Origin of the sequence: Pseudomonas sp. 21 (assembly GCF_000955805.1) — a bacterium.
In the GTDB taxonomy this organism is placed as follows: domain Bacteria; phylum Pseudomonadota; class Gammaproteobacteria; order Pseudomonadales; family Pseudomonadaceae; genus Pseudomonas.
Genome location: NZ_JYOA01000001.1, coordinates 639,759 through 661,279 on the forward strand (window position 1 = coordinate 639,759; position 21,521 = coordinate 661,279).

At 67.2% G+C, this 21,521-nt stretch carries 17 protein-coding genes; 9 read left to right on the forward strand and 8 right to left on the reverse strand.

What is annotated here, in order from left to right:
* The first annotated feature begins 129 nt into the window (after positions 1 to 129).
* Entirely contained in the window at positions 130 to 1,038 is a 909-nt protein-coding gene (locus UB43_RS02775) for an MBL fold metallo-hydrolase (RefSeq protein WP_045208187.1), read from the forward strand.
* A gap of 161 nt (positions 1,039 to 1,199) precedes the next feature.
* Here the strand turns inward: UB43_RS02775 and UB43_RS02780 are convergent, their stop codons facing one another.
* Positions 1,200 to 2,084, reverse strand: a complete 885-nt coding sequence (locus UB43_RS02780) for a LysR substrate-binding domain-containing protein (RefSeq protein ID WP_045208189.1) — start codon at positions 2,082 to 2,084, stop codon at positions 1,200 to 1,202.
* A gap of 379 nt (positions 2,085 to 2,463) precedes the next feature.
* On the opposite strand from UB43_RS02780, the gene UB43_RS02785 reads away from it, so the two are divergent.
* Positions 2,464 to 4,011, forward strand: a complete 1,548-nt coding sequence (locus UB43_RS02785) for a nucleobase:cation symporter-2 family protein (RefSeq protein WP_045208192.1) — start codon at positions 2,464 to 2,466, stop codon at positions 4,009 to 4,011.
* Between the two features lie 166 nt (positions 4,012 to 4,177).
* Here UB43_RS02785 and UB43_RS02790 read toward each other — a convergent pair whose 3' ends face one another.
* Together UB43_RS02790 and UB43_RS02795 are read right to left on the reverse strand one after the other, a co-directional pair.
* Entirely contained in the window at positions 4,178 to 5,104 is a 927-nt protein-coding gene (locus UB43_RS02790) for a hypothetical protein (RefSeq protein ID WP_045208194.1), read from the reverse strand.
* A gap of 191 nt (positions 5,105 to 5,295) precedes the next feature.
* A complete protein-coding gene (locus tag UB43_RS02795; RefSeq protein ID WP_045208195.1) occupies positions 5,296 to 6,174 on the reverse strand; it encodes a LysR family transcriptional regulator in 879 nt (292 codons plus the stop codon).
* Positions 6,175 to 6,316: 142 nt separating this feature from the next.
* On the opposite strand from UB43_RS02795, the gene UB43_RS02800 reads away from it, so the two are divergent.
* Positions 6,317 to 7,702 carry an NAD-dependent succinate-semialdehyde dehydrogenase gene (locus tag UB43_RS02800; protein WP_045208197.1) on the forward strand — a complete coding sequence of 462 codons (1,386 nt, stop codon included), beginning with the start codon at positions 6,317 to 6,319 and terminating at the stop codon, positions 7,700 to 7,702.
* A 120-nt stretch (positions 7,703 to 7,822) separates the two neighbouring features.
* On the opposite strand, the gene UB43_RS02805 is transcribed toward UB43_RS02800, so the two are convergent.
* The 5 genes from UB43_RS02805 to UB43_RS02825 form a co-directional block, all read right to left on the reverse strand.
* Positions 7,823 to 8,350 carry a DUF3828 domain-containing protein gene (locus UB43_RS02805; RefSeq protein WP_045208198.1) on the reverse strand — a complete coding sequence of 176 codons (528 nt, stop codon included), beginning with the start codon at positions 8,348 to 8,350 and terminating at the stop codon, positions 7,823 to 7,825.
* A 63-nt stretch (positions 8,351 to 8,413) separates the two neighbouring features.
* Entirely contained in the window at positions 8,414 to 9,730 is a 1,317-nt protein-coding gene (locus UB43_RS02810) for an NAD(P)/FAD-dependent oxidoreductase (protein WP_045208200.1), read from the reverse strand.
* Positions 9,727 to 10,398, reverse strand: a complete 672-nt coding sequence (locus UB43_RS02815) for a S8 family serine peptidase (protein ID WP_045208894.1) — start codon at positions 10,396 to 10,398, stop codon at positions 9,727 to 9,729. Before UB43_RS02815 ends, UB43_RS02810 begins: the two co-directional genes overlap by 4 nt.
* Positions 10,388 to 12,115: an ABC transporter ATP-binding protein gene (locus UB43_RS02820; RefSeq protein ID WP_045208202.1), complete on the reverse strand. Its 1,728-nt coding sequence runs from the start codon at positions 12,113 to 12,115 to the stop codon at positions 10,388 to 10,390. Before UB43_RS02820 ends, UB43_RS02815 begins: the two co-directional genes overlap by 11 nt.
* Positions 12,115 to 14,013, reverse strand: a complete 1,899-nt coding sequence (locus UB43_RS02825; protein ID WP_045208203.1) for a sigma-54-dependent Fis family transcriptional regulator — start codon at positions 14,011 to 14,013, stop codon at positions 12,115 to 12,117. The genes UB43_RS02820 and UB43_RS02825 overlap by 1 nt, the downstream gene beginning before the upstream one ends.
* 261 nt (positions 14,014 to 14,274) lie before the next feature.
* On the opposite strand from UB43_RS02825, the gene UB43_RS02830 reads away from it, so the two are divergent.
* The 6 genes from UB43_RS02830 to UB43_RS02855 all read left to right on the forward strand — a co-directional run bounded on the left by UB43_RS02830 (position 14,275) and on the right by UB43_RS02855 (position 21,493).
* Positions 14,275 to 14,679: a MerR family DNA-binding transcriptional regulator gene (locus tag UB43_RS02830; protein WP_045208205.1), complete on the forward strand. Its 405-nt coding sequence runs from the start codon at positions 14,275 to 14,277 to the stop codon at positions 14,677 to 14,679.
* A gap of 56 nt (positions 14,680 to 14,735) precedes the next feature.
* On the forward strand, positions 14,736 to 15,899 hold the full coding sequence (locus UB43_RS02835) for an isovaleryl-CoA dehydrogenase (RefSeq protein WP_045208207.1): 1,164 nt from the start codon (positions 14,736 to 14,738) through the stop codon (positions 15,897 to 15,899).
* 110 nt (positions 15,900 to 16,009) lie between these two features.
* Positions 16,010 to 17,617, forward strand: coding sequence for a carboxyl transferase domain-containing protein (locus UB43_RS02840; protein WP_045208209.1), 1,608 nt, complete (start codon positions 16,010 to 16,012; stop codon positions 17,615 to 17,617).
* A gap of 77 nt (positions 17,618 to 17,694) precedes the next feature.
* Complete coding sequence (locus UB43_RS02845) at positions 17,695 to 18,492, forward strand: gamma-carboxygeranoyl-CoA hydratase (RefSeq protein ID WP_045208211.1); 798 nt, start codon at positions 17,695 to 17,697, stop codon at positions 18,490 to 18,492.
* The gene (locus UB43_RS02850) at positions 18,492 to 20,453 is read left to right on the forward strand and encodes an acetyl/propionyl/methylcrotonyl-CoA carboxylase subunit alpha (RefSeq protein ID WP_045208213.1); all 1,962 of its coding nucleotides are present in this window, start codon (positions 18,492 to 18,494) and stop codon (positions 20,451 to 20,453) included. The genes UB43_RS02845 and UB43_RS02850 overlap by 1 nt, the downstream gene beginning before the upstream one ends.
* Before the next feature lie 137 nt (positions 20,454 to 20,590).
* On the forward strand, positions 20,591 to 21,493 hold the full coding sequence (locus tag UB43_RS02855) for a hydroxymethylglutaryl-CoA lyase (RefSeq protein ID WP_045208215.1): 903 nt from the start codon (positions 20,591 to 20,593) through the stop codon (positions 21,491 to 21,493).
* Positions 21,494 to 21,521 lie beyond the last annotated feature (28 nt).

The following is a 21,521-nucleotide window of genomic DNA, read 5'->3' on the forward strand; positions in this document are numbered from 1 at the left end:
TTTAGGCAAACTCAACGGACAGGCTTTAGAAATCGTGCATTGAACCAACCGCCCGCCGGCGCTGAGATGACCGGGCAGACAAACGCTGCCGACATCCACCGACAACAACGAGAAAGAGGTTCGCGCCCCATGCGCACGCTGATCAAAGCCCTGGCCCTGGCTTCCTCCACCTTCCTCGCCGCTCCCTTTGCCGCCCAGGCGGCGGAAGCGCCGAAGGCCGAGCAACCGGCCTTCGTCGTCCACAAGCTCACCGACTTCCTCTACGCCATCGGCGAGCCGAACTACTACCAGAAGAACTATTCGTACCTGCTGGTAGGTTCGGACCACGCCCTGATGTTCGACTCGGGCGCAAACCAGAAGGAAGACATCACCCAGGTCGCCCGCCGGATCACCGACAAGCCGCTCTCGGTACTGCCCTCGCACCTGCACTTCGACCATCTGGGCGGGCTGCACAACTTCCAGAGCATCTACCTGGTGGATACCCCCTTCACCGCCAGATTCCGTCGCGCCGACGGCCTCTACCAGGTGCCCGAGCCGGTCTACCTGGGCAACATCGACCACATGACGCTGGCGCCCTTCAAGGTGTCGCGGCTGGTGAAGCCCGATGAAGTGATCGACCTGGGCGGCCTCAAGCTGCGCCTGCTGAGCATGCCCGGCCACACGCCGGACGAAGTCGCGCTGTTTGATGAGGCGCACAACATCCTGCTCTCCGGCGACCATCTCTATCCATCCTGGCTGCTGGCGGGGAACCTGAGGGATTACGTCGCCTCGCTGGACGCCACCCTGAAGGTGATCAACCCGCAGACCACCCTCTACGGCGCCCACGCCGACGAGGACCCGAGCAAGGTGCCGGCCATGACCTACGCCGACGTCGTCGCGGTGCGCGACAAGATGCAGCAGATCCAGGCCGGCCACGCCAAGGGCGAAGCCTTCAGCGACCCGGAACTGATCAGGAGCTCGGAGCTGTACAAGGTGGAGAAGGACATCAGCATCCTGACCGATATCCAGTTCACGGATGGGCGCGGTTACGGCTACTGAGGCCTGCGCCCAACTCGCCTTTTGTGGGACCGAGGGGGACGCCCAGTCCTTGCTCGCGAAGCGGGGTCAGCCTGATACAAAAGTGCAGGACGGCAGGCCGCTGTTCGCGAGCGAGCTCGCGCCTACAGGCTCACCGATCCATCGAGCTCGTGGGTTGGGCGCTACTCCCCCACCGACAGCAACCACTCGATGAATGCCCGGACCTCCGGGCGTTCGCGCTTCGCCTCGGGGCAGATCACGTAGTAGTTGTGCACCGCCGCCACCGAGATCGGCAGCGGGCGCACCAGCCGCCCTTCGTCGAGGTCGCGCTGTGACACCGTCTCGTCGCTGAGCGCCACGCCGAAGCCATCGCGCGCCGCCTGCAGGACCATGCCGAAATCCTCGAAATGAATGTCCTCGGCGCCTCCCCGACTGTGGCCAGCCTCGGCCAGCCATTGCTGCCACTGGCTGCCATCGTCCTCGTGGAGCAGCCGGTGCCGCGCCAGATCGGCGGCCTCGACGATGGCCAGCGGCCCGCGCAGGTACTGCGGGCTGCACACCGGCGTCATGCGGATGCCATGCAGCAGGCGCCACCAGACACCCGGCCACGGCGGCGTGCCGTAGATCACCGCCACGTCGGCGCGGCGCCAGTCCACCTGCGGCATGCCCGGCGCAGTGATCACGCTGACCCGCACCGAGCGCGACTCCTCCATGAAGCGCAGCAGCGGCCGGGTCAGCCACTCCACGCCTTCGGCCGGAGGGATCGACAGGCAGATAGCCACCCGCTCCTCGTCCGGGCGCCCTTCTGCCTGCAACGCCAGGACCGCCCCGCCGATCTCGTCCATCGCGCTGGCCACGCTCTTCTGCAACGCCCGCCCACTGGCGGTCAGCACCAACTGGCGGCCGCGCTTCTCGAACAGCTCCACGCCCAGGCCGGCCTGCAGCGCCTTGACCTGCTGGCTGACCGCGCCGGTGGTGACGTGCAGTTCGACGGCAGCCGCCGCCAGGCTGCCCAGGCGGGCCACGCTTTCGAACACCCTGAAACTGTGCAGTGGCGGGAGGGCCATCTTCTGATGCAGTCCTGCGCAAATCGTGACGGACGGTTATAGCAGGAGCGGCCCCCACGGGGGAACGCAACGCACCCGAGGCACCCCTGGCCCACAAATTGCGACGTCCTGTGTCCAGGTGGCCGCAAAGAACCTTTCGGCGCTTTGCATGCAGCCAACTGGTGCTTTTGGATTCAAACGTGCACACATTTTGGGCAGAGCCATCCGAGTCAGGATTTCATGCAGAACGCCGATTGCAGAGCTATCCAGTTAAAAAAAACACCTAACCGCCCGGTCAGATTCCGGACCATCGGCCGCGAAAATGTATACAAACCAGTGGATATTTCCTACGGACTTTGTCTACAGTGGCCGCACAACAAAAACAAGCGAGTCCTCAGCCATGAATGATCGTTCAGCTGTAGCGTCCGCCGGAGCACGCCCGGAAGACGAGAACCTCGGAATCGGCGCCAACCTGGCGTACGGCCTGCAACACGTTCTGACCATGTACGGCGGTATCGTCGCCGTGCCCCTCATCCTCGGCCAAGCGGCCGGGCTCAGCCCAAGCGAAATCGGCCTGCTGATCGCCGCCTCGCTGTTCGCCGGTGGCCTCGCCACCCTGCTGCAGACCCTCGGCATCCCCTTCTTCGGCTCACAGATGCCGCTGGTGCAAGGCGTATCCTTCGCCGGCGTCGCCACCATGATCGCCATCCTCGGTGGCGGCTATGAGGGTGGCGGCATGCCCGCCGTGCTCGGTGCGGTGATGGCGGCCTCGTTCATCGGTTTCCTGATCACGCCGATCTTCTCGCGCATCACCAAGTTCTTCCCGCCGATGGTCACCGGCATCGTCATCACCACCATCGGCCTGACGCTGATGCCGGTGGCGGCGCGCTGGGCCATGGGCGGCAACCCCAAGGCACCGGACTTCGGCAGCATGGCCAACATCGGCCTTGCCGCGCTCACCCTGGTGATCGTCCTGCTGCTGAGCAAGCTGGGCAGCGCCTCCATCTCGCGCCTGTCGATCCTGCTGGCCATGGTGATCGGCACCCTGATCGCCGCCGCCCTGGGCATGACCGACTTCTCCCGCGTGGCCGAAGGCCCGATGGTGGCCTTCCCGTCGATCTTCCATTTCGGCCTGCCGACCTTCCACATCGCCGCCATCATCTCGATGCTGATCGTGATCATGGTGACCCTGGTGGAGACCTCGGCGGACATCCTCGCCGTCGGTGAGATCATCGGCACCAAGGTCGATTCCAAGCGCCTGGGCAACGGCCTGCGCGCCGACATGGCCTCCAGCATCCTGGCGCCGATCTTCGGCTCCTTCACCCAGAGCGCGTTCGCCCAGAACGTCGGCCTGGTGGCCGTGACCGGCGTCAAGAGCCGCTACGTGGTAGCCACCGGCGGCCTGATCCTGGTGACCCTCGGCCTGCTGCCGGTGATGGGGCGGGTGATCGCCGCGGTGCCCTCCTCCGTGCTCGGCGGCGCTGGCGTGGTGCTGTTCGGCACCGTGGCGGCGAGCGGCATCCGCACCCTGTCCAAGGTCGACTACCGCAACAACATGAACCTGATCATCGTCGCCACCTCCATCGGCTTCGGCATGATCCCGATCGCCGCGCCCAGCTTCTACGAGCACTTCCCCAGCTGGTTCGCCACCATCTTCCACTCGGGCATCAGCTCGGCGGCGATCATGGCCATCGGCCTCAACCTGCTGTTCAACCACTTCAAGACCGGCAACTCGGACCAGCAGTCGGTGTTCGTCGCCGCCGAGGAACGCACCCTGCGCTACCGCGACATCGCCGCGCTGAACGAGGGTGACTACTTCCAGAACGGCAAACTGTTTGACGCCGAGGGCAACGAGGTACCGGTGATCGTCGACGATCACGACCATGACGAGCACCACGCGCCAGCGACCAGACCGCTCAAGCGCGAGACGGTGAACAGCAGCGCCTGACGCTCAGTCAGCCCCCATGAAAAAGGCCCCTTCCGGGGCCTTTTTTATTTCCGTATCTCCGGCTTGGGGCAGGAGCGAGCTTGCTCGCGAACGGCTCTGCCGGCAGCACCGGCGTGAAGCGGTTCGCGAGCAAGCTCGCTCCTACCAGGGCCAAGCCGCCCGTGGCTCAGTGCAGTGCCACCGCCGAGTCCTCTTCGGCCGAAGCCACCACCATCGCCAGCGGATCGGCCTGCGGCGGCCCTGCTTCCGCTTCGGCCTGCGGCGGTGCGCTCACCTCCAGCATCAGTGTCGCGGAAGGCCCGCCACCCGGCGGCGGGTTGACCACCACCACGGCCAGGCTGCCGCCAACGGCCACATCCTCGGGCATCAGCTGGAAAGCCAGGCGCGAGCTGTCGGCCAGCGATGTCTCGCGCTCCCTGCCATTCACCTGTACCCGCGCGCCACGGCTGAAGCCCTTGCCGCGCAGGGTGACGTAGAGCGACTGGGCGTCGAGCACCGGCGGCTGCGCTTCGGTGATGACGGCCAGGGGGTTTTCCAGCGGGTCCTTGCGCCGTGCGTCACCGGCAGGATGGCGCGTGCGGAACAGCGCATCGAGGACAACGGTGAACTTGTCGGTGCCTTGCTTGGACGCCATCCCCACCAGGGCGGCCATGGCCATCAACCCGTAGAGATTGACGCTGGCCGGGTCGCTGGCGGCGCTCATGGCGAGGAATACCGCGCGCACGATCAGGTAGAGCATCAGCGCCAGCGCCATGCCGATGCAGGGCTTGAGCAGGTACCACCAGATCCAGCTGGCCATGAAGCGGTCGTTGCCGACGAAGTCGCCGAAGGACTTCGCGACATGCACGAAACTGCCCAGCGCGCCGGCAACCATCACCATCACCAGCAGCCGCGCATCCGGCCCCGGGCACCAGCCGATCAGGCATTGCACGCCGGGGTCGCCGACTGCGCCGGCGCGAGGGAACTGCGGGTAGGACTGCGGCCACAGGCCGACCAGGGCGACCGCGAGGACCATGGCGAGGAGCATCAGCCCCGCCCCCATCAGGGTGATCTGTAGCGTATTGGCGCGTCGTCTCTTGCTGCGTGTCTCCATCATGCGCTCCGGGCAGAAGGCCAGCGGGGAAAACGCCCTGCCGCGAAGGGTGTTTCCGCCTTCGCACGACGAACAGAGAAATTCACGTTAGCGCAGCGCCAAGCCGCTGCAAGAGGCCCTGATGAATTTTTAACCGCTGTCTCGAAGGCCTTACGTAACGCCGGCGAAACAGCCTGCGCAAAGGCCCGCGGTCAGGCCACTTCGGCCTCGGGCATGGGCCCGTCCAGTAGTCCGATAAATGCCCGCAGCGCCGGCGTATCGGTGCCGCGCCGCCAGAACAGCCAGGTCGTCGCGTCGGCATGCTGCGGCGCCAGGCGGTGGATCGCCACGTTGCGCCCGCCGGCCAGGCTGTCGAACATCGCCCGCGGGATGATCGCCACGCCGCCGCCCGCCGCGATGCAGGCGAGCATGCCGTGGTAGGACTCCATCTCCATGATCTTGCCCGGCACCACGCGGTGCTCGGCGAACCAGCTCTCCAGGCGCTTGCGGTAGGAGCAGGTATCGCGGAAGGCGAACACCGTCTCCCCCGCCACGTCCCGCGCGTCATGCACCGGCGCATGGTGCCTGGCGCTCATCAGCACCAGCTCCTCGCGGTACACCGGCTTGCCGTCCAGCTGCGGATGGTTGGCCGGGCCGTCGGCGAAGGCGGCGATGAAACGCCCGGAGAGCACGCCGTCGATCATCTCGCCCGAAGGGCCGGTGGAAAGGTCCAGCTGCACCTTCGGACACTGCTGGTGATAACGCGCCAGCATCTCCGGGATGCGCACCGCCGCCGTGCTCTCCATCGAGCCCAGGGAGAAACCGCCATGGGGCTCGGCGCCCACCGCGACCTGCCGGGCCTCCTCCACCAGATCGAGGATGCGTTCAGCGTATTCGAGGAAGCTGCGGCCGGTAGGCGACAGACGGAGGCGCAGCTTCTCGCGGATGAACAACTCGGTGCCCAGCTCCGCTTCCAGCTGTTTGATCCGCGTGGTCAGGTTCGAAGGCACGCGATGCAGACGGGCCGCGGCGGCGGTGATGCTGCCTTCGGTGGCGACGGCGCGGACGATTTCCAGCTGGGTGAGGTCCATGATTCTCTCCGAGAGAAAGAGTCTTTCTTGATTATTCATTTTACATGAATGGATGCGCATCTTAATTTCTGCGCCATCCCGGAGCCACCACGCCCGGACGAACGACCGGCCTTGCGCCCCCACAGAACAAGCAGGACTCACCATGAACCAGATCGCCGCCATCCCCGCTGCCATCTCCCGCAGCCCCGCCACCGGCCAGGAACTGGCCCGCTACACCTTCGAAGACGCCGCCCAGCTGGAAACCTCGCTGGCCCGCACCGATGCCGCGTTCCGCCAATGGCGCGACACCAGCATCGCCGAACGTGTCGCCGTGCTGCGCAAGATGGCCGAAGTGCTGCGCGCCAACGTCGAGCCGATGGCCCGCATGGAAGCCCAGGAAATGGGCATGCCGGTCACCCAGGCCCGTGGCGAAATCAACAAGTGCGCCAACCTCTGCGAGTGGTACGCCGACAACGGCCCGGCCATGCTCGAAGACGAGAAGACCAGCATCGAAGGCGCGTACATCTCCTACCTGCCGCTGGGCCCGGTGCTGGCCGTGATGCCGTGGAACTTCCCCACCTGGCAGGTCATGCGCGGCGCGGTGAGCATCATCCTGGGCGGCAACACCTACGTGCTCAAGCACGCGCCGAACGTCATGGGCTGCGCCTACCAGCTGCGCGACGCCTGGCTGCAGGCCGGCCTGCCGGAAGGCGTGTTCGAAGTGCTGAACGTCGAGCCGCCGCTGGTCTCCAAGGCCATCGCCGATGACCGCATCGCCTCCATCGCCGTGACCGGCAGTGTCGGCGCAGGTGCCGCCATCGCCTCCCAGGCCGGTGCCGCGCTGAAGAAGTGCGTGCTGGAGCTGGGCGGTTCCGACGCCTTCATCGTGCTCGCCGACGCCGACCTCGACGCCGCCGTGAAAGCCGCCGTCGCCAGCCGCTTCGGCAACTGCGGCCAGGTGTGCATCGCCGCCAAGCGCATGATCCTCGAAGAATCCATCGCCCCGGCCTTCACCGAAAAACTGCTGGCTGCGGTCAAGGCGCTGAAGATCGGCGACCCACTGGCGGACGACACCTTCGTCGGCCCGATGGCCCGCTTCGACCTGCGCGACGAGCTGGACGGCCAGGTGCAACAGGCCATCGCCGACGGCGCCACCCTGCTGCTGGGCGGCCACAAGCTCGAAGGCGAAGGCAACTACTACGCGCCGACCGTGCTGGCCAACGTGCAGCCGGGCAACACCGCGTTCGAGAAGGAAATCTTCGGCCCCGTCGCCTCGCTGATCGTCGCCCGCGACGCCGAGCACGCCCTGGAACTGGCCAACGACAGCGAGTTCGGCCTCTCCGGCGCAATCTGGACGGCCGACAAGGCCAAGGCCCAGCACATGGCCCGTCGCCTGGTCAGCGGTGGCGTGTTCATCAACGGCTTCTCCGCTTCCGACCCGCGCGTACCGATCGGCGGCGTGAAGAAGAGCGGCTTCGGTCGCGAGCTGTCGCACTTCGGCCTGCGCGAGTTCACCAACCCGCAGACCGTGTGGATCGACCGCAAGTAAGCCTTGCTCTCGTAGGAGCGGACTCTGTCCGCGATGGCCGCCAGCGCGATGCGGACCTATCGCGGACAGAGTCCGCTCCTACGTTCCCGCCACCATCGGTCCCCCCGCGAATCACGGGGATCAAGGCTTGGCAGCGTCCTTCTTCAACTGCAGCAGTTCCCGGGTGCTGTGCCGCAGGTTCTCGGCCAGGCTGCCCTGCTCATTGAAGCAGTCTTCGACCAGCCAGCCCCCGGCCGTGCGATGCAGCAACAGGCCAAGATCGCGATCCTCTCCCGTCAGTGCGTCCTTGAGCACCACCCGCGCCTTGATGCGTTCGTCGTCCACCGGGGTGAACGCCAGCGACTTCACCTTGATGTCGCCCCAGTCCTGGCAATCGCACAACGGGTCGCCACCGAGATAGCCCAGCCCGCCATCGGCGGCGTCCTGGTCAGCCTTCATCAGGGCGATCAGCGAGGCGTCGTAGACGTCCTCTTCCTTCAGCGTCTTGTTCGGCACGCCCGGGCCGTCCGGCGTATAGCTGGCGTACAGTTGACGCAGGAAGCGCTCCGCGCTGGCGCTATCGGTCGCCGACGTCGAAGCGGCGAGCGAAGTATCGAAGAGCGTCAGCAGGATCAGCGACAGGGCAAAGGCGGATCGCAGGAAGGCCATGGGATTCTCCATCGGGCAGCCGTGCATCATCGCCCGGCGCGGCCTCGAAAATCCGTGAAGTGGTTAAAGCCGCGGGCGATAGCCCTGGGCGAGCAGCCAGCCCTGGAAGACCCGGCGCCGTTCCGGCGGCAGGTCTGCCAGTACCTGGGCCTCGGGTTCTGCGCGCAGCCGGCGCAGCCAGGGCGCCAGCTCCAGGCCATCGAGGTGCCAGATGCCGAGTGGCTGGTCGGCGCTGACCACCACTTCCGCCTCATCGACGAACTCGCCCTTCAGCACCGGAGCACGCTCGATGCGCAGGCTGGCGAAGTCTGCCGGCGGATGGCTCGGCTGCTCGTCCGGCCACGCGCGGCGCGACTGCCAGAACGGCTGGTCGGCCCATTGATTTTCGCTGGCATAGAAGTCGCGGCCAACGCGGGCGAAGCGCAGGAACAGCTGCTCGACCCGCTGCTGATGGAAGCGCCTGGCCAGTTCCGCCCGCGCCGGCGCGCGCAGCAGCGTGTTGATCACCAGTGGCGCCTGCAACGCCGAGGACAGCGACTGGAAGATGCCATTGCCCGACAACGGGTCCACCGCCATCGCCGCATCGCCCACGCGAATCCAATTATCGCCGCAAGCCTCCAGGCAGAGGATCGCCGTGCTGCTGCGGGCGTGCAGGTCCAGCTCGCGCTCCTCGGCAGCACCGAAGAATTGCCGGACCAGCCTCGACGCACGGCGGCGCTCGCGGCAGTAGTCGAGCAGCTGCTCGCGGGGCGGCAGTCGGCTGCTGGCGACGTCCAGGGTGAGCTGCCAGTAGCAGCGCCCATCCTCCAGCCGCGCCATCCACGCCCAGCCGTCGGGCAGGCTCTCCACTGCGGTCGCCAGAGGACCGGGCTCGCCCAGCCAGCGATTGAGCAGGCTGAGGGTTTCCGGGCCGCGCCGGGCCTTCTGGCCCTTTTGATTCAATGGCGCCTGGCGCCCGCGGGCTTCGACGAGGAAGGCGCCCTGCACTTCCCGGCCGTCATCCAGCTTCACGCGCCAGCCGGTGCCGTCTTCCTCCACCGCCAGCGCTTGCGACTCGATCAGCTCGACTCCCGCTTGCGCCATGTCCTCGCGCAGCCCGGCATCGAAGCGCGGACGATCGAGGACGCATTCGATGTTCTGCGCGCTCTCCACGCCGTTCCAGTGCACGCGACGCTGCGACGGAGGCGCGACGCACTCCAGCGCCTGCCGCAAGCCGGCATTGCGCAGGCCTTCGAGTACGCGCTGGGAAACACCTTCGACGGCGGCGAAGCGGCGCCATTCACTGATCACTGTGACGGGATGACCAAGACGGCGCAGGCCGAGGGCAACAGCCGCTCCTGCGGGGCCGGCGCCGAGGATCAGGACGGCCTTGTCACTCACGGCCCCACCTTCCGCTCGATCCCGCGAAACGCCGCCCGCTCCCGCATCAGCTCGATGAGCTGGACATAGGAAAGCTCCGGCCGCGCCACCAGTAACGCAGCCAGATGGCCACTGAAGGCTGCACACCCCAGGCTCGCGCCAGAGCGCCCGGCAACCTTCACTGCCGCACCGAAATCCGCCTGCGGACTATCCAGCCAGGACCACTCTTTTTCACCACAGCGCGCATCGCCCGTCACTCGAATTACGCCGGGATAGCCCGCCGGAAAAACCGGTTCACCCCGCGCCGGGCTGGACGCGCAGACGATCACGCCAGCTTCGACCAGTTCCGCCACGGCCTCGCGCAGGATCGGCCGATCCTGGCGCACGCCCAGGCTCAGGTTGATCACCCGCACGCCCTGCTCGCCGAGCCAGCGCAGCGCAGCGGCGATCTGCAACGGGCTGGTCACGCCGCGCTCATCGAAGACCTGGGCGACAGCCAGGCGGACACTCGGCGCATGGGAAAGAATGGCTGCGCAGACAGCGCTTCCGTGGCCAAGGGCATCCACCTGGGATTCGCCCTCAGCATGGCCGGTGTCGGTGAGGAAGAACCGCCGCGCAGCACTGACGCACGCGGACTGGGAGTCGGCAAAACCGCTATCGACCACCCCGACCCGCAGCTCAGGCCTCATGGTGCTGCACCGGCTGGGCCTCGCGCACACGTATCTGCCCATCCTGCAACTCCAGGTGCAGGTCGGCGGCGGCCAGGGTCGAGGTGCGGTGGCTGATCAGCAGTCGCGTGCGCCCGGCGAACAGCTGGTCGATGGCCGCGATCACCTCGCGCTCGGTACTTTCATCCACCTGCGAGGTGGCTTCGTCCAGGACAAGGATCAGCGGGTCCTGCAACAGCGCGCGGGCGATGGCGATGCGTTGTTTCTGCCCGCCGGAAAGCTGCTGGCCACGCTCGCCCAGCGGGCTGTCGAGGCCTTCGGGCAGGCTGGCGATCAGGCTGTCCAGCTGCGCGGCGCGAGCGGCTTTCTCGATGGCCTCGCGGCTCGATTCTGGCGCGCTGTAGGCCAGGTTGTCGGCCAGGCTGCCGCGGAACAGCACGATGTCCTGGCTGACCACCGCCACGCGCCGGCGCAGGGCTTGCAGGTCGAGTTCGCGCACGTCGATGCCGTCGAGCAGGATGCGCCCCTGGTCGGGGTCGTAGAAGCGCTGCAGCAGGTCGATCAGGGTGCTCTTGCCAACCCCGGACGGGCCGCTCAGCGCGACCTTGAGGCCGGCAGGAATCACCGCCTGCACGTCCTGCAAAACGGCCTGCGCACGGCCCGGCCAGGCGTAGTGCAGGTTCTCCAGGCGCAGCTCGCCCACCAACGGCATCGGCCGTGGTGCGGCGGGTGAAACGATGGTCGCTTCCTCGCCGCGCAGTTCCATCACCCGACTGAGGCTGACGGTCATGCGCTGCAAGGCGACGTACAGGCCGAGCAGGCTCTGCACCGGCCCGATGGCCATGCCGAGGTAGGTGGAAAAGGCGATCAGCGAACCCAGTTGCCAGGTGCCCTGCACCACCCAGTAACCGCCGACCAGGAAAGCGCAGGCGCGGGACAGCGACATCAGCGTGCCCGGCACGGCCTGGGTGAAGAACTCGGTGAGTTGCAGGCGCAGCAGCTGGCCCAGATAGCCCTGCCCCAGGCCTTCCAGCCTCCCGGCTTCGCGGTTCTGCTGGCCGGCGGACTGGATGAATTTCATCGCCGGCAAGGTCTCGACGAAGAACGACGACAGGTCTGCCGAACGCTCGCGCAGCCCGCGCGCCTCACGCTCGACCTTGCGCCGCATCCAGCGCAGCCAGAGCACGTCCAGGGGAATCAGCAGCGCCACCAGCAGCGACAGTTGCCAGGACAGCGTCAGCAGGAGTGCCAATGCGCCGATCAGCCCGATCACGCTGGAGACGGCGGAGAACAGCGAGTCCACGGCGAAGCGCTGGATTTCCGCGACGTCGCCATCCAGCCGGGACATCAGGTCGCCGATGCGGCGGCGGCCGAAGAAGCTCGGCGACAGGGTCTGCAGATGGCGATACAGCGCATCGCGCAGGGAGAACAGGATACGCCCGGACAGGCGCGTGTGCAGGAAGCGGTTGAGTCCCGACAGCGCCGTACCCACCAGACCGACGACGATCATCGCCACGGCCACCGTTACCAGCACCGGGAAGTTCTTCGCCAGCAGGCCGTCGTCGATCAGCGTCTTGGTCAGCCAGGGCTGCGCGAGCACCAGCAGGGAGGCGCAGAACGACAATCCGAGAAGCCCGGCAATCGCCACCTTGTGCGGCCTGACGAAGCCGTACAGCCAGCGCAGCGAGGCCTTGAGTTGCTGCGGGTCTTCGCTGTCGATCAGGCGGGTGAAGAACATCAACCCACCTTGAGTTGCTTGAGCTTGCGGTACAGCGTAGCGCGACTGATGCCCAGCGCATCGGCGGCGGCGGAGACGTTGCCCTGGTGGCGCTCCAGCGCCTGGCGGATCAGCTCCAGTTCGTTCTCGCGGATGCTGCCGCTCTGCGGGCGTTCGCCGGCGGCGAGCTCGTCGAGGGTACTGTCGGGCAGGTGATCGAGGCTCAGTTCCTCCTCGCCCTCCTCGCGCATGGCCAGCGCGGTGCGCAGGACCATCTCCAGCTGGCGGATGTTGCCCGGCCAGTGATACTCGCGCAGCAGGCCGAGCAGTTCGGCGGAGAGTTTCACCTTCGGCGCACCGAGACGAGCCAGCACGCCGGTTGCCAGTTCGGCGAGGTCGTCGCGCTCGCGCAGCGCCGGCAGCTTCACGCTGATGCCGTTGACGCGGTAGTAGAGGTCCTCGCGGAAGTGCTTTTCTTCCACCAGGCGCTTGAGGTCACGGTGGGTGGCGCAGATCAGCGCGACATCGATGTCCTGCTCTTCACCGGCGCCCAGCGGCGCTACCTTGCGCTCCTGCAGCACGCGCAGCAGGCGCGCCTGCAGCGCCAGCGGCATATCGCCGATTTCGTCGAGGAACAGCGTGCCGCCGTGGGCCTGTTGCAGCCGGCCGACCATGCCGCCACGTCGCGATCCGGTGAAGGCGCCTTCGCGGTAGCCAAAGAGTTCGGACTCGATCAGACCTTCGGGAATCGCCGCGCAGTTCACCGCGACGAAGGGCTTGTCGCTGCGCGCACTGGCCTGGTGCAGGGCACGGGCAACCACTTCCTTGCCGCTGCCGGTTTCGCCCAGCAGCAGTACCGGCAATTCGTTCACCAGCCCCTGGCGCGCCATGCGCAGGGCGCGGGCGTAACGCGGGTGACTGCCGGCGAGTGCCTCGAGTTCGGGGCCGGCGGCCGGGCGTGGCGCGCGGGCGCTGACCGGCACCGCGTGGCTGCGCAGCGGCGCCTGCAGGGTCTTGTAGAACAGCTCGCCCTTGGGCGTCTGCAGGCTGCCGACGCCGCCCTGGTAGAGGCGGCCGAGCAACTGGTCGCCGCGCAGGCCGAGGAAATCTTCGCTGCGCCGGCCCACCAGGCTTTCGCGGTGGGCACCGAGCAGTTGGCAAGCCTGGCCGCTGACGGCCAGCACCTTGCCGTCCAGCCCCAGCGCGAGCAGGCCCTGCCAGGCGGAATCCAGGTACTGGCGACGGTAATGGAAGGCGATCACCACCTGCCCCGGATGGCTGACGGCGAACAGCCGCGCCTCGATCTGGAACACCGCGAGGCTGAGCAGCGAGAGACTTTCACGCGGGCCGGAGAGCGGCCCTTCGCGGGTCATGTCGAGCACGCCGAGCAACGTGCCCTGCGGCCCTTCGATGGGCACCGAGGTGCAGGAGAAGCGGCTCAGGCGGTCGAGGAAGTGTTCGCCGCAGTCGATCTGCGTGGCGCGCTTTTCCACCAGCGCGGTGCCCAGGGCGTTGGTGCCGCGGGAGGCCTCGCTCCAGCAGGCGCCCTGGACGATGTCGGCCAGGCCCTTGCTCTGCATGCGCTCGCGGGCGCCTTCGACGGAGAGGATGGTGGCGTCGGCGTTGGCCAGGATGATCACGCCGTCATGGCCCTGGCGCTGTTGCAGGTAGTCGAGTTCAGGGATGGCGGCGTCGAGCAGCAGGCGGTTGCCGGCCAGCAGCACGTCGGGTTTGACCCGCGTGTCGAGGCCGTGCTCGGTGCCGCTGGCACAGTCCAGGCCATGGCCGACGCTGCGCCGCCAGGAGGCGTCGATTTCCTCGCGGAGCACGCCACTGGGGACTTCGCCTTCCTGTTGCAGGCGTTCACGGGCCAGGTGGGCTTCGCGCAGCAGGTCGCTGCTTATTGTTCTTGTCGTCATGCATCGCTCCGGTAGGTTCCGCGCTCTCTTTGAGGGCAGGGAACTCGCAGGCTGGTCAGGGCTGTGTACACCCGCAGGCGGCGTCCGTAAAGGGGAAGTCCCCAGTAGGAAGGTTCATATCGATGGCCAGGCAATTCCCGCGCCAGTGAACCTTGCAGGACCTTTCCACAACCTTCCCGGGCCGCCTTCGAGCTGTATTGACAGTGACCCAAGGCAGGTTTACGTTAACGTAAAGGTAAACGACCGAGCAAGAAGATTCCCATGCCCACGACCTACACCATCTCCGAGCTGGCCCGCGAACTGGACGTCACCACCCGCGCCATCCGCTTCTACGAGGAGCAGGAAATGCTCAGCCCCGAGCGCCGTGGGCAAGAGCGCGTCTACAGCGCGAAGGACCTGGTGGCGCTGAAACTGATCCTGCGCGGCAAGCGCATCGGCTTCTCGCTGGCCGAGTGCAAGGAGCTGATCGACCTCTACGATCCCAGCAGCGGCAACACCAGGCAGTTGCAGACCTTCCTCGACAAGATCACCGCGCGCCGCGCACAGCTGGAACAGCAGCTGCTCGACATCGAGCAGATGAAACTGGAACTGGACACGGCCGAGGAACGCTGCCTGGCGGCCATGGCCGAGACCGACAAACCCCGCAAGCAGCGCGCGACCAGCTGATCTCGCTGCCCTGCCCGCTCTCTCATCCGATTACAAATACAAGTACAGGTGATTCCATGAGCTACCCCTCCCTCAACTTCGGCCTCGGCGAAACCATCGACATGCTGCGCGAGCAGGTGCAGGGCTTCGTCGCTAGCGAACTCGCCCCGCGCGCCGCGCAGATCGATTCCGACAACCTGTTCCCCATGGACATGTGGAAGAAGTTCGGCGACATGGGCCTGCTCGGCATCACCGTGGCGGAGGAATACGGCGGCGCCAACATGGGTTACCTGGCCCACGTCATCGCCATCGAGGAAATCAGCCGTGGCTCGGCGTCGGTCGGCCTGTCCTACGGCGCGCACTCCAACCTGTGCGTCAACCAGATCAAGCGCAACGGCAATGCCGAGCAGAAGGCCAAGTACCTGCCCAAGCTGATCAGCGGCGAGCACATCGGCGCCCTGGCCATGAGCGAGCCCAACGCCGGCTCCGACGTGGTGTCGATGAAGCTGCGCGCCGAAAAGCGCGGCGACCGCTTCGTCCTCAACGGCAGCAAGACCTGGATCACCAACGGCCCGGACGCCAACACCTATGTGATCTACGCCAAGACCGAGCCGGAGAAAGGCGCCCACGGCATCACCGCGTTCATCGTCGAGCGCGACTGGAAAGGCTTCAGCCGTGGCAGCAAGTTCGACAAGCTGGGCATGCGCGGCTCGAACACCTGCGAGCTGTTCTTCGATGACGTGGAAGTGCCGGAAGAGAATGTGCTGGGCGCGGTCAACGGCGGCGTGAAGGTGCTGATGAGCGGCCTGGACTACGAGCGCGTGGTCCTCGCCGGCGGCCCGATCGGCATCATGCAGGCCTGCATGGACGTCATCGTCCCCTACATCCACGACCGCAAGCAGTTCGGCCAGAGCATCGGCGAGTTCCAGCTGATCCAGGGCAAGGTCGCCGACATGTACACCCAGCTCAACGCCAGCCGCGCCTACCTCTATGCCGTGGCCCAGGCCTGCGACCGTGGCGAGACCACCCGCAAGGACGCCGCCGGGGTGATCCTCTACACCGCCGAGCGCGCCACCCAGATGGCCCTGGACGCCATCCAGATCCTCGGTGGCAACGGCTACATCAACGAGTTCCCCACCGGCCGCCTGCTGCGCGACGCCAAGCTCTACGAGATCGGCGCCGGCACCAGCGAAATCCGCCGCATGCTGATCGGCCGCGAGCTGTTCAACGAGACCCGCTGAACGCCAACGCCTTCGCCCTTGTAGGAGCGAGCTTGCTCGCGAACCGCCTCACGCAGAGCTTCGCGAGCAAGCTCGCTCCTACAAAAAGAATCCCAGCTCGTGGAGACGCCATGACCATCCTCGGCACCCAACTCAACACCCGTTCCCCGGAATACGCCGCCAACGCCGCGACCATGCTGGAAAGCGTCCAGGACCTGCGCGCCGTCCTCGGCCGCGTCCACGAAGGCGGCGGCGCTGCCGCCCAGGCCAAGCACACCGCGCGCGGCAAGCTGCTGGTGCGCGAGCGCATCAACCGCCTGCTCGACGCAGGCTCGCCTTTCCTCGAAGTCTCCGCCCTCGCCGCCCATGAGGTGTACGGCGAAGACGTCGCCGCCGCCGGCGTGGTCGCCGGCATCGGCCGCGTGGAAGGCGTGGAATGCATGATCGTCGGCAACGACGCCACGGTGAAAGGCGGCAGCTACTACCCGCTGACCGTGAAGAAACACCTGCGCGCCCAGACCATCGCCCAGCAGAACCGCCTGCCGTGCATCTACCTGGTGGATTCGGGCGGCGCCAACCTGCCGCGCCAGGACGAAGTCTTCCCCGACCGCGAACACTTCGGCCGGATTTTCTTCAACCAGGCCAACATGAGCGCCCAGGGCATCCCACAGATCGCCGTGGTGATGGGCTCCTGCACCGCCGGTGGCGCCTACGTGCCGGCGATGAGCGACGAGACCATCATGGTGCGCAACCAGGCCACCATCTTCCTCGCCGGCCCGCCGCTGGTGAAGGCCGCCACCGGTGAAGTGGTGAGCGCCGAGGACCTGGGCGGCGCCGATGTGCACTGCAAGACCTCCGGCGTCGCCGACCACTACGCCGAGGACGACGAGCATGCGCTGGCCATCGCCCGCCGCTGCATCGCCAACCTCAACTGGAGCAAGCAGGGCAAGCTCAACACCCGCGCCCCGCGCGCCCCGCTGTACGCCGCCGACGAGCTTTATGGCGTGATCCCGGTGGACAGCAAGCAGCCCTTCGACGTGCGCGAGATCATCGCCCGCCTGGTCGACGGCAGCGAATTCGACGAGTTCAAGGCGCTGTTCGGCACCACCCTGGTGTGCGGCTTCGCCCACCTGCACGGCTACCCGGTGGCGATCCTCGCCAACAACGGCATCCTCTTCGCCGAGGCCGCGCAGAAAGGCGCGCACTTCATCGAGCTGGCCTGCCAGCGCGGCATCCCGCTGGTGTTCCTGCAGAACATCACCGGCTTCATGGTCGGCCAGAAGTACGAGGCCGGCGGCATCGCCAAGCACGGTGCCAAGCTGGTCACCGCGGTGGCCTGCGCCCAGGTGCCGAAGTTCACCGTGATCATCGGCGGCAGCTTCGGCGCCGGTAACTACGGCATGTGCGGCCGCGCCTACGACCCGCGCTTCCTGTGGATGTGGCCCAACGCGCGGATCGGCGTGATGGGCGGCGAACAGGCTGCCGGCGTGCTGGCCCAGGTCAAGCGCGAGCAGGCCGAACGCGCCGGCAACGCGCTGTCCGCCGAGGACGAGGCAAAGATCAAGGCACCGATCCTCGAACAGTATGAGCGCCAGGGTCACCCCTACTACTCCAGCGCCCGCCTGTGGGACGACGGCGTCATCGACCCGGCGCAGACCCGCGACGTGCTCGGCCTGGCCCTCTCCGCCTCGCTCAACGCGCCTGTCGAAGCGACCCGCTTCGGCGTCTTCCGCATGTAATGCTCTTCTCCCCTCTCCCGCTGGGAGAGGGGCCGGGGGTGAGGGACGACCCACCTGCCCAACTTGAGAATGGTCACATGACAGAATTCCAGAACATTGAGCTCGATATCGACCCGCGCGGCGTCGCCAGCCTGTGGCTGAACCGCCCGGAGAAGAACAACGCCTTCAATGCCCAGACCATCGCCGAGCTGATCCAGGCGCTGGGCGCCGTGGCCAACGACGAGCGCGTGCGCCTCGTCGTGCTGCGCGGCCGTGGCCGCCACTTCTGCGGCGGCGCGGACCTGGCGTGGATGCAGGAATCCGTGAAACTGGACTACCAGGGCAACCTGAACGACGCCCAGCAGCTCGCCGAGTTGCTCTACAACCTGCACCAGCTGAAGAAGCCGACGCTTGCCATCGTGCAGGGCGCGGCCTTTGGCGGCGGCGTGGGACTGGCCGCCTGCTGCGACATGGTGCTGGCCGCCGAGGATGCGCAGTTCTGCCTGTCCGAAGTGCGCATCGGCCTGATCCCGGCCACCATCGGCCCCTTCGTCACCAAGGCCATCGGCCAGCGCGCCGCCACCCGCTACGCCATGACCGCCGAGCGTTTCAGCGGCATCCGTGCCCGCGAGCTGGGCCTGGTCGACGAGCACTATCCGGCCGCCGAACTGGACGATGAAGCCGAGGCCTGGATCGCCAACCTGATGAACAACAGCCCGGCGGCGCTGGTCGCCTGCAAGGCGCTGTTCCAGGAAATCGGCGCCGGCGAACTCACCCCCGAACGCCGCCGCTACACCGAAGCCGCCATCGCCCGCATCCGCATCAGCCCGGAGGGGCAGGAAGGCCTGCACGCCTTCCTGGAAAAACGCAAACCGTCCTGGCAGGAGCAAGTCTGATGAACAAGATCGATACCCTGCTGGTGGCCAACCGCGGCGAAATCGCCTGCCGCGTGATGCGCACCGCCAAGGCCCTGGGCCTGACCACCGTGGCCGTGCACAGCGCCACCGACCGCAACGCCCGCCACGTCGAAGAGGCGGACATCGCCATCGACCTGGGCGGCGCCAAGCCGGCTGAAAGCTACCTGCGCGCGGACGCCGTGCTGGCCGCCGCGAAGGCTGCCGGCGCCCAGGCCATCCACCCCGGCTACGGCTTCCTCTCGGAAAACGCCGGTTTCGCCCGCGCCTGCGAAGAGGCCGGGCTGATCTTCCTCGGCCCGCCGGCCAGCGCCATCGACGCCATGGGCAGCAAGTCCGCCGCCAAGGCGTTGATGGAAACCGCCGGCGTGCCGCTGGTGCCCGGCTACCATGGCGAGGCCCAGGATTACGCCACCTTCCAGCGCGAAGCCCAGCGCATCGGCTACCCGGTGCTGCTCAAGGCCGCTGCTGGCGGTGGCGGCAAGGGCATGAAGGTCGTCGAGCGCGAGGCCGAGCTGGCCGAGGCGCTGGAATCCGCCCAGCGTGAAGCGCAGTCCGGCTTCGGCGACTCGCGCATGCTGGTGGAGAAGTACCTGACCAAGCCGCGCCACGTGGAAATCCAGGTGTTCGCCGACCAGCACGGCCACTGCCTGTACCTCAACGAGCGCGACTGCTCGATCCAGCGCCGCCACCAGAAAGTCGTCGAGGAAGCGCCGGCCCCGGGCCTCTCCGCCGAACTGCGCGCCGCCATGGGCGAGTCCGCCGTGCGCGCAGCCCAGGCCATCGGCTACGTCGGCGCCGGCACCGTGGAGTTCCTCTACGACGAAGGCAGCGGCCAGTTCTTCTTCATGGAAATGAACACCCGCCTGCAGGTGGAACACCCGGTCACCGAAGCCATCACCGGCCTCGACCTGGTCGCCTGGCAGATTCGCGTCGCCCGTGGCGAGCCGCTGCCGATCACCCAGGAACAGGTGCCGCTGAACGGCCACGCCATCGAAGTGCGCCTCTACGCCGAAGACCCCGAAGGCGGCTTCCTGCCCGCCAGCGGCCACCTCGCGCTGTACCGCGAACCCGCCGCCGGCCCTGGCCGCCGGACCGACAGCGGCATCCGCGAGGGCGACGACATCTCGCCGTTCTACGACCCGATGCTGGCCAAGCTGATTGCCTGGGGCGAGAACCGCGAGGAAGCGCGCCAGCGCCTGCTGTCGATGCTCGCCGAAACCGCCGTTGGCGGCTTCAAGACCAACCTGGCCTTCCTGCGCCGCGTACTGGCCCACCCGGCCTTCGCCGACGGCGAACTGGACACCGGCTTCATCGCCCGCTACCAGGACACCCTGCTGCCCGCTCCGACCGCCCTGCCCGAGCGCTTCTGGCAACTGGCCGGCGAAGCCTGGGTGCAAAGCGAAGCCACCCGCGTGCGCGGCGATGACGCCCATTCGCCCTGGTCCGCCCAGAGCGGCTGGCGCAGCGGCCTGCCGGGGGAAACCGACCTGCACCTGCTGGCCAAGGGTGAGTCGCAAGTGGTGCGTCTGCGCCATGCCGACGGCCAGCGCATCGCCCAGCTCGACGGGCAATGGCTGGACGTGAAGGACGGCGAGACTCGCCGCCGCCATCAGGTGATCCGCCGTGGCGACAGCCTCTATCTGGAATGGAACGGCGAGCTGGTCGGCGTGCAGCGTTTCGACCCCATTGCCGAGGCCGAAGCCGCACATTCGCACCAGGGTGGCCTGGGCGCCCCCATGAACGGCAGCATCGTGCGCATCCTGGTAGAACCCGGCCAGAGCGTCGAAGCCGGCGCCGCGCTGGTGGTGCTCGAAGCCATGAAGATGGAACACAGCATTCGCGCGCCGCACGCCGGCGTGGTGAAATCGCTGTATTGCAGCGAAGGCGAGCTGGTGTCGGAAGGTACGGCGCTGGTCGAACTGGAAGAAGCGCCGGCCTGACGCCGATGCCTTCCTTGTAGGAGCGAGCTTGCTCGCGAACGCATTGCACCCTGATATCCCGGTGTGAAGCAGGTTCGCGAGCAAGCTCGCTCCTACAGGAAGAGCCGCCATTCGCACGAATCCAACGAGGACAATCCATGACCCTGCCCCAATCCGTCCGCCTCGTCGAAGTCGGCCCGCGCGACGGCCTGCAGAACGAGAAGCAACCCATCGCCGTCGCCGACAAGGTGCGCCTGGTGGACGACCTCACCGCCGCCGGCCTGGGCTACATCGAGGTCGGCAGCTTCGTCTCGCCCAAGTGGGTGCCGCAGATGGCCGGCTCGGCGGAAGTCTTCGCCGGCATCCGGCAGAAGGCCGGCGTCACCTACGCCGCGCTCGCGCCGAACCTGAAGGGCTTCGAGGCCGCGCTGGAATCGCAGGTCAAGGAAGTCGCGGTATTCGCCGCCGCCTCCGAAGCCTTCTCGCAGAAGAACATCAACTGCTCGATCAAGGAGAGCCTGGAGCGCTTCATCCCGGTGATGGAAGCGGCCCGCCAGCACGGCGTGCGCGTGCGCGGCTACGTCTCCTGCGTGCTCGGCTGCCCCTACCAGGGTGAGGTGGACGTGGCGCAGGTCGCCGCCGTCGCCGAGGAACTGCACGCCATGGGCTGCTACGAAGTCTCCCTCGGCGACACCATCGGCGTCGGCACCGCCGGTGCCACCCGGCACATGTTCGAGGTCGTCGGCCAGCGCGTGCCGCGCGCGCAACTGGCCGGGCACTTCCACGACACCTATGGCCAGGCCACGGCGAACATCTACGCCAGCCTGCTGGAAGGCATCGCCGTGTTCGACAGCTCGGTCGCCGGCCTCGGCGGCTGCCCCTACGCCAAGGGCGCCACCGGCAACGTCGCCACCGAGGACGTGCTCTACCTGCTCAACGGCCTGGGCATCCACACCGGCATCGACCTGGACCAGCTGATCGACGCCGGCGCGCGCATCTGCTCCGTGCTCGACAAGCCCAACGGCTCGCGGGTGGCCAAGGCGCAGCTGTCCAAACGCTGAAGCCCATCCCTGTAGGAGCGCGCCATGC

What these genes read in the sequence shown, in the direction of transcription:
- UB43_RS02775 (WP_045208187.1), top strand. Translation starts at nt 130, where the DNA reads ATGCGCACGCTGATCAAAGCCCTGGCCCTGGCTTCCTCCACCTTCCTC.
- UB43_RS02780 (WP_045208189.1), bottom strand. Translation starts at nt 2,084, where the DNA reads ATGGCCCTCCCGCCACTGCACAGTTTCAGGGTGTTCGAAAGCGTGGCC.
- UB43_RS02785 (WP_045208192.1), top strand. Translation starts at nt 2,464, where the DNA reads ATGAATGATCGTTCAGCTGTAGCGTCCGCCGGAGCACGCCCGGAAGAC.
- UB43_RS02790 (WP_045208194.1), bottom strand. Translation starts at nt 5,104, where the DNA reads ATGGAGACACGCAGCAAGAGACGACGCGCCAATACGCTACAGATCACC.
- UB43_RS02795 (WP_045208195.1), bottom strand. Translation starts at nt 6,174, where the DNA reads ATGGACCTCACCCAGCTGGAAATCGTCCGCGCCGTCGCCACCGAAGGC.
- UB43_RS02800 (WP_045208197.1), top strand. Translation starts at nt 6,317, where the DNA reads ATGAACCAGATCGCCGCCATCCCCGCTGCCATCTCCCGCAGCCCCGCC.
- UB43_RS02805 (WP_045208198.1), bottom strand. Translation starts at nt 8,350, where the DNA reads ATGGCCTTCCTGCGATCCGCCTTTGCCCTGTCGCTGATCCTGCTGACG.
- UB43_RS02815 (WP_045208894.1), bottom strand. Translation starts at nt 10,398, where the DNA reads ATGAGGCCTGAGCTGCGGGTCGGGGTGGTCGATAGCGGTTTTGCCGAC.
- UB43_RS02820 (WP_045208202.1), bottom strand. Translation starts at nt 12,115, where the DNA reads ATGTTCTTCACCCGCCTGATCGACAGCGAAGACCCGCAGCAACTCAAG.
- UB43_RS02825 (WP_045208203.1), bottom strand. Translation starts at nt 14,013, where the DNA reads ATGACGACAAGAACAATAAGCAGCGACCTGCTGCGCGAAGCCCACCTG.
- UB43_RS02830 (WP_045208205.1), top strand. Translation starts at nt 14,275, where the DNA reads ATGCCCACGACCTACACCATCTCCGAGCTGGCCCGCGAACTGGACGTC.
- UB43_RS02835 (WP_045208207.1), top strand. Translation starts at nt 14,736, where the DNA reads ATGAGCTACCCCTCCCTCAACTTCGGCCTCGGCGAAACCATCGACATG.
- UB43_RS02840 (WP_045208209.1), top strand. Translation starts at nt 16,010, where the DNA reads ATGACCATCCTCGGCACCCAACTCAACACCCGTTCCCCGGAATACGCC.
- UB43_RS02845 (WP_045208211.1), top strand. Translation starts at nt 17,695, where the DNA reads ATGACAGAATTCCAGAACATTGAGCTCGATATCGACCCGCGCGGCGTC.
- UB43_RS02850 (WP_045208213.1), top strand. Translation starts at nt 18,492, where the DNA reads ATGAACAAGATCGATACCCTGCTGGTGGCCAACCGCGGCGAAATCGCC.
- UB43_RS02855 (WP_045208215.1), top strand. Translation starts at nt 20,591, where the DNA reads ATGACCCTGCCCCAATCCGTCCGCCTCGTCGAAGTCGGCCCGCGCGAC.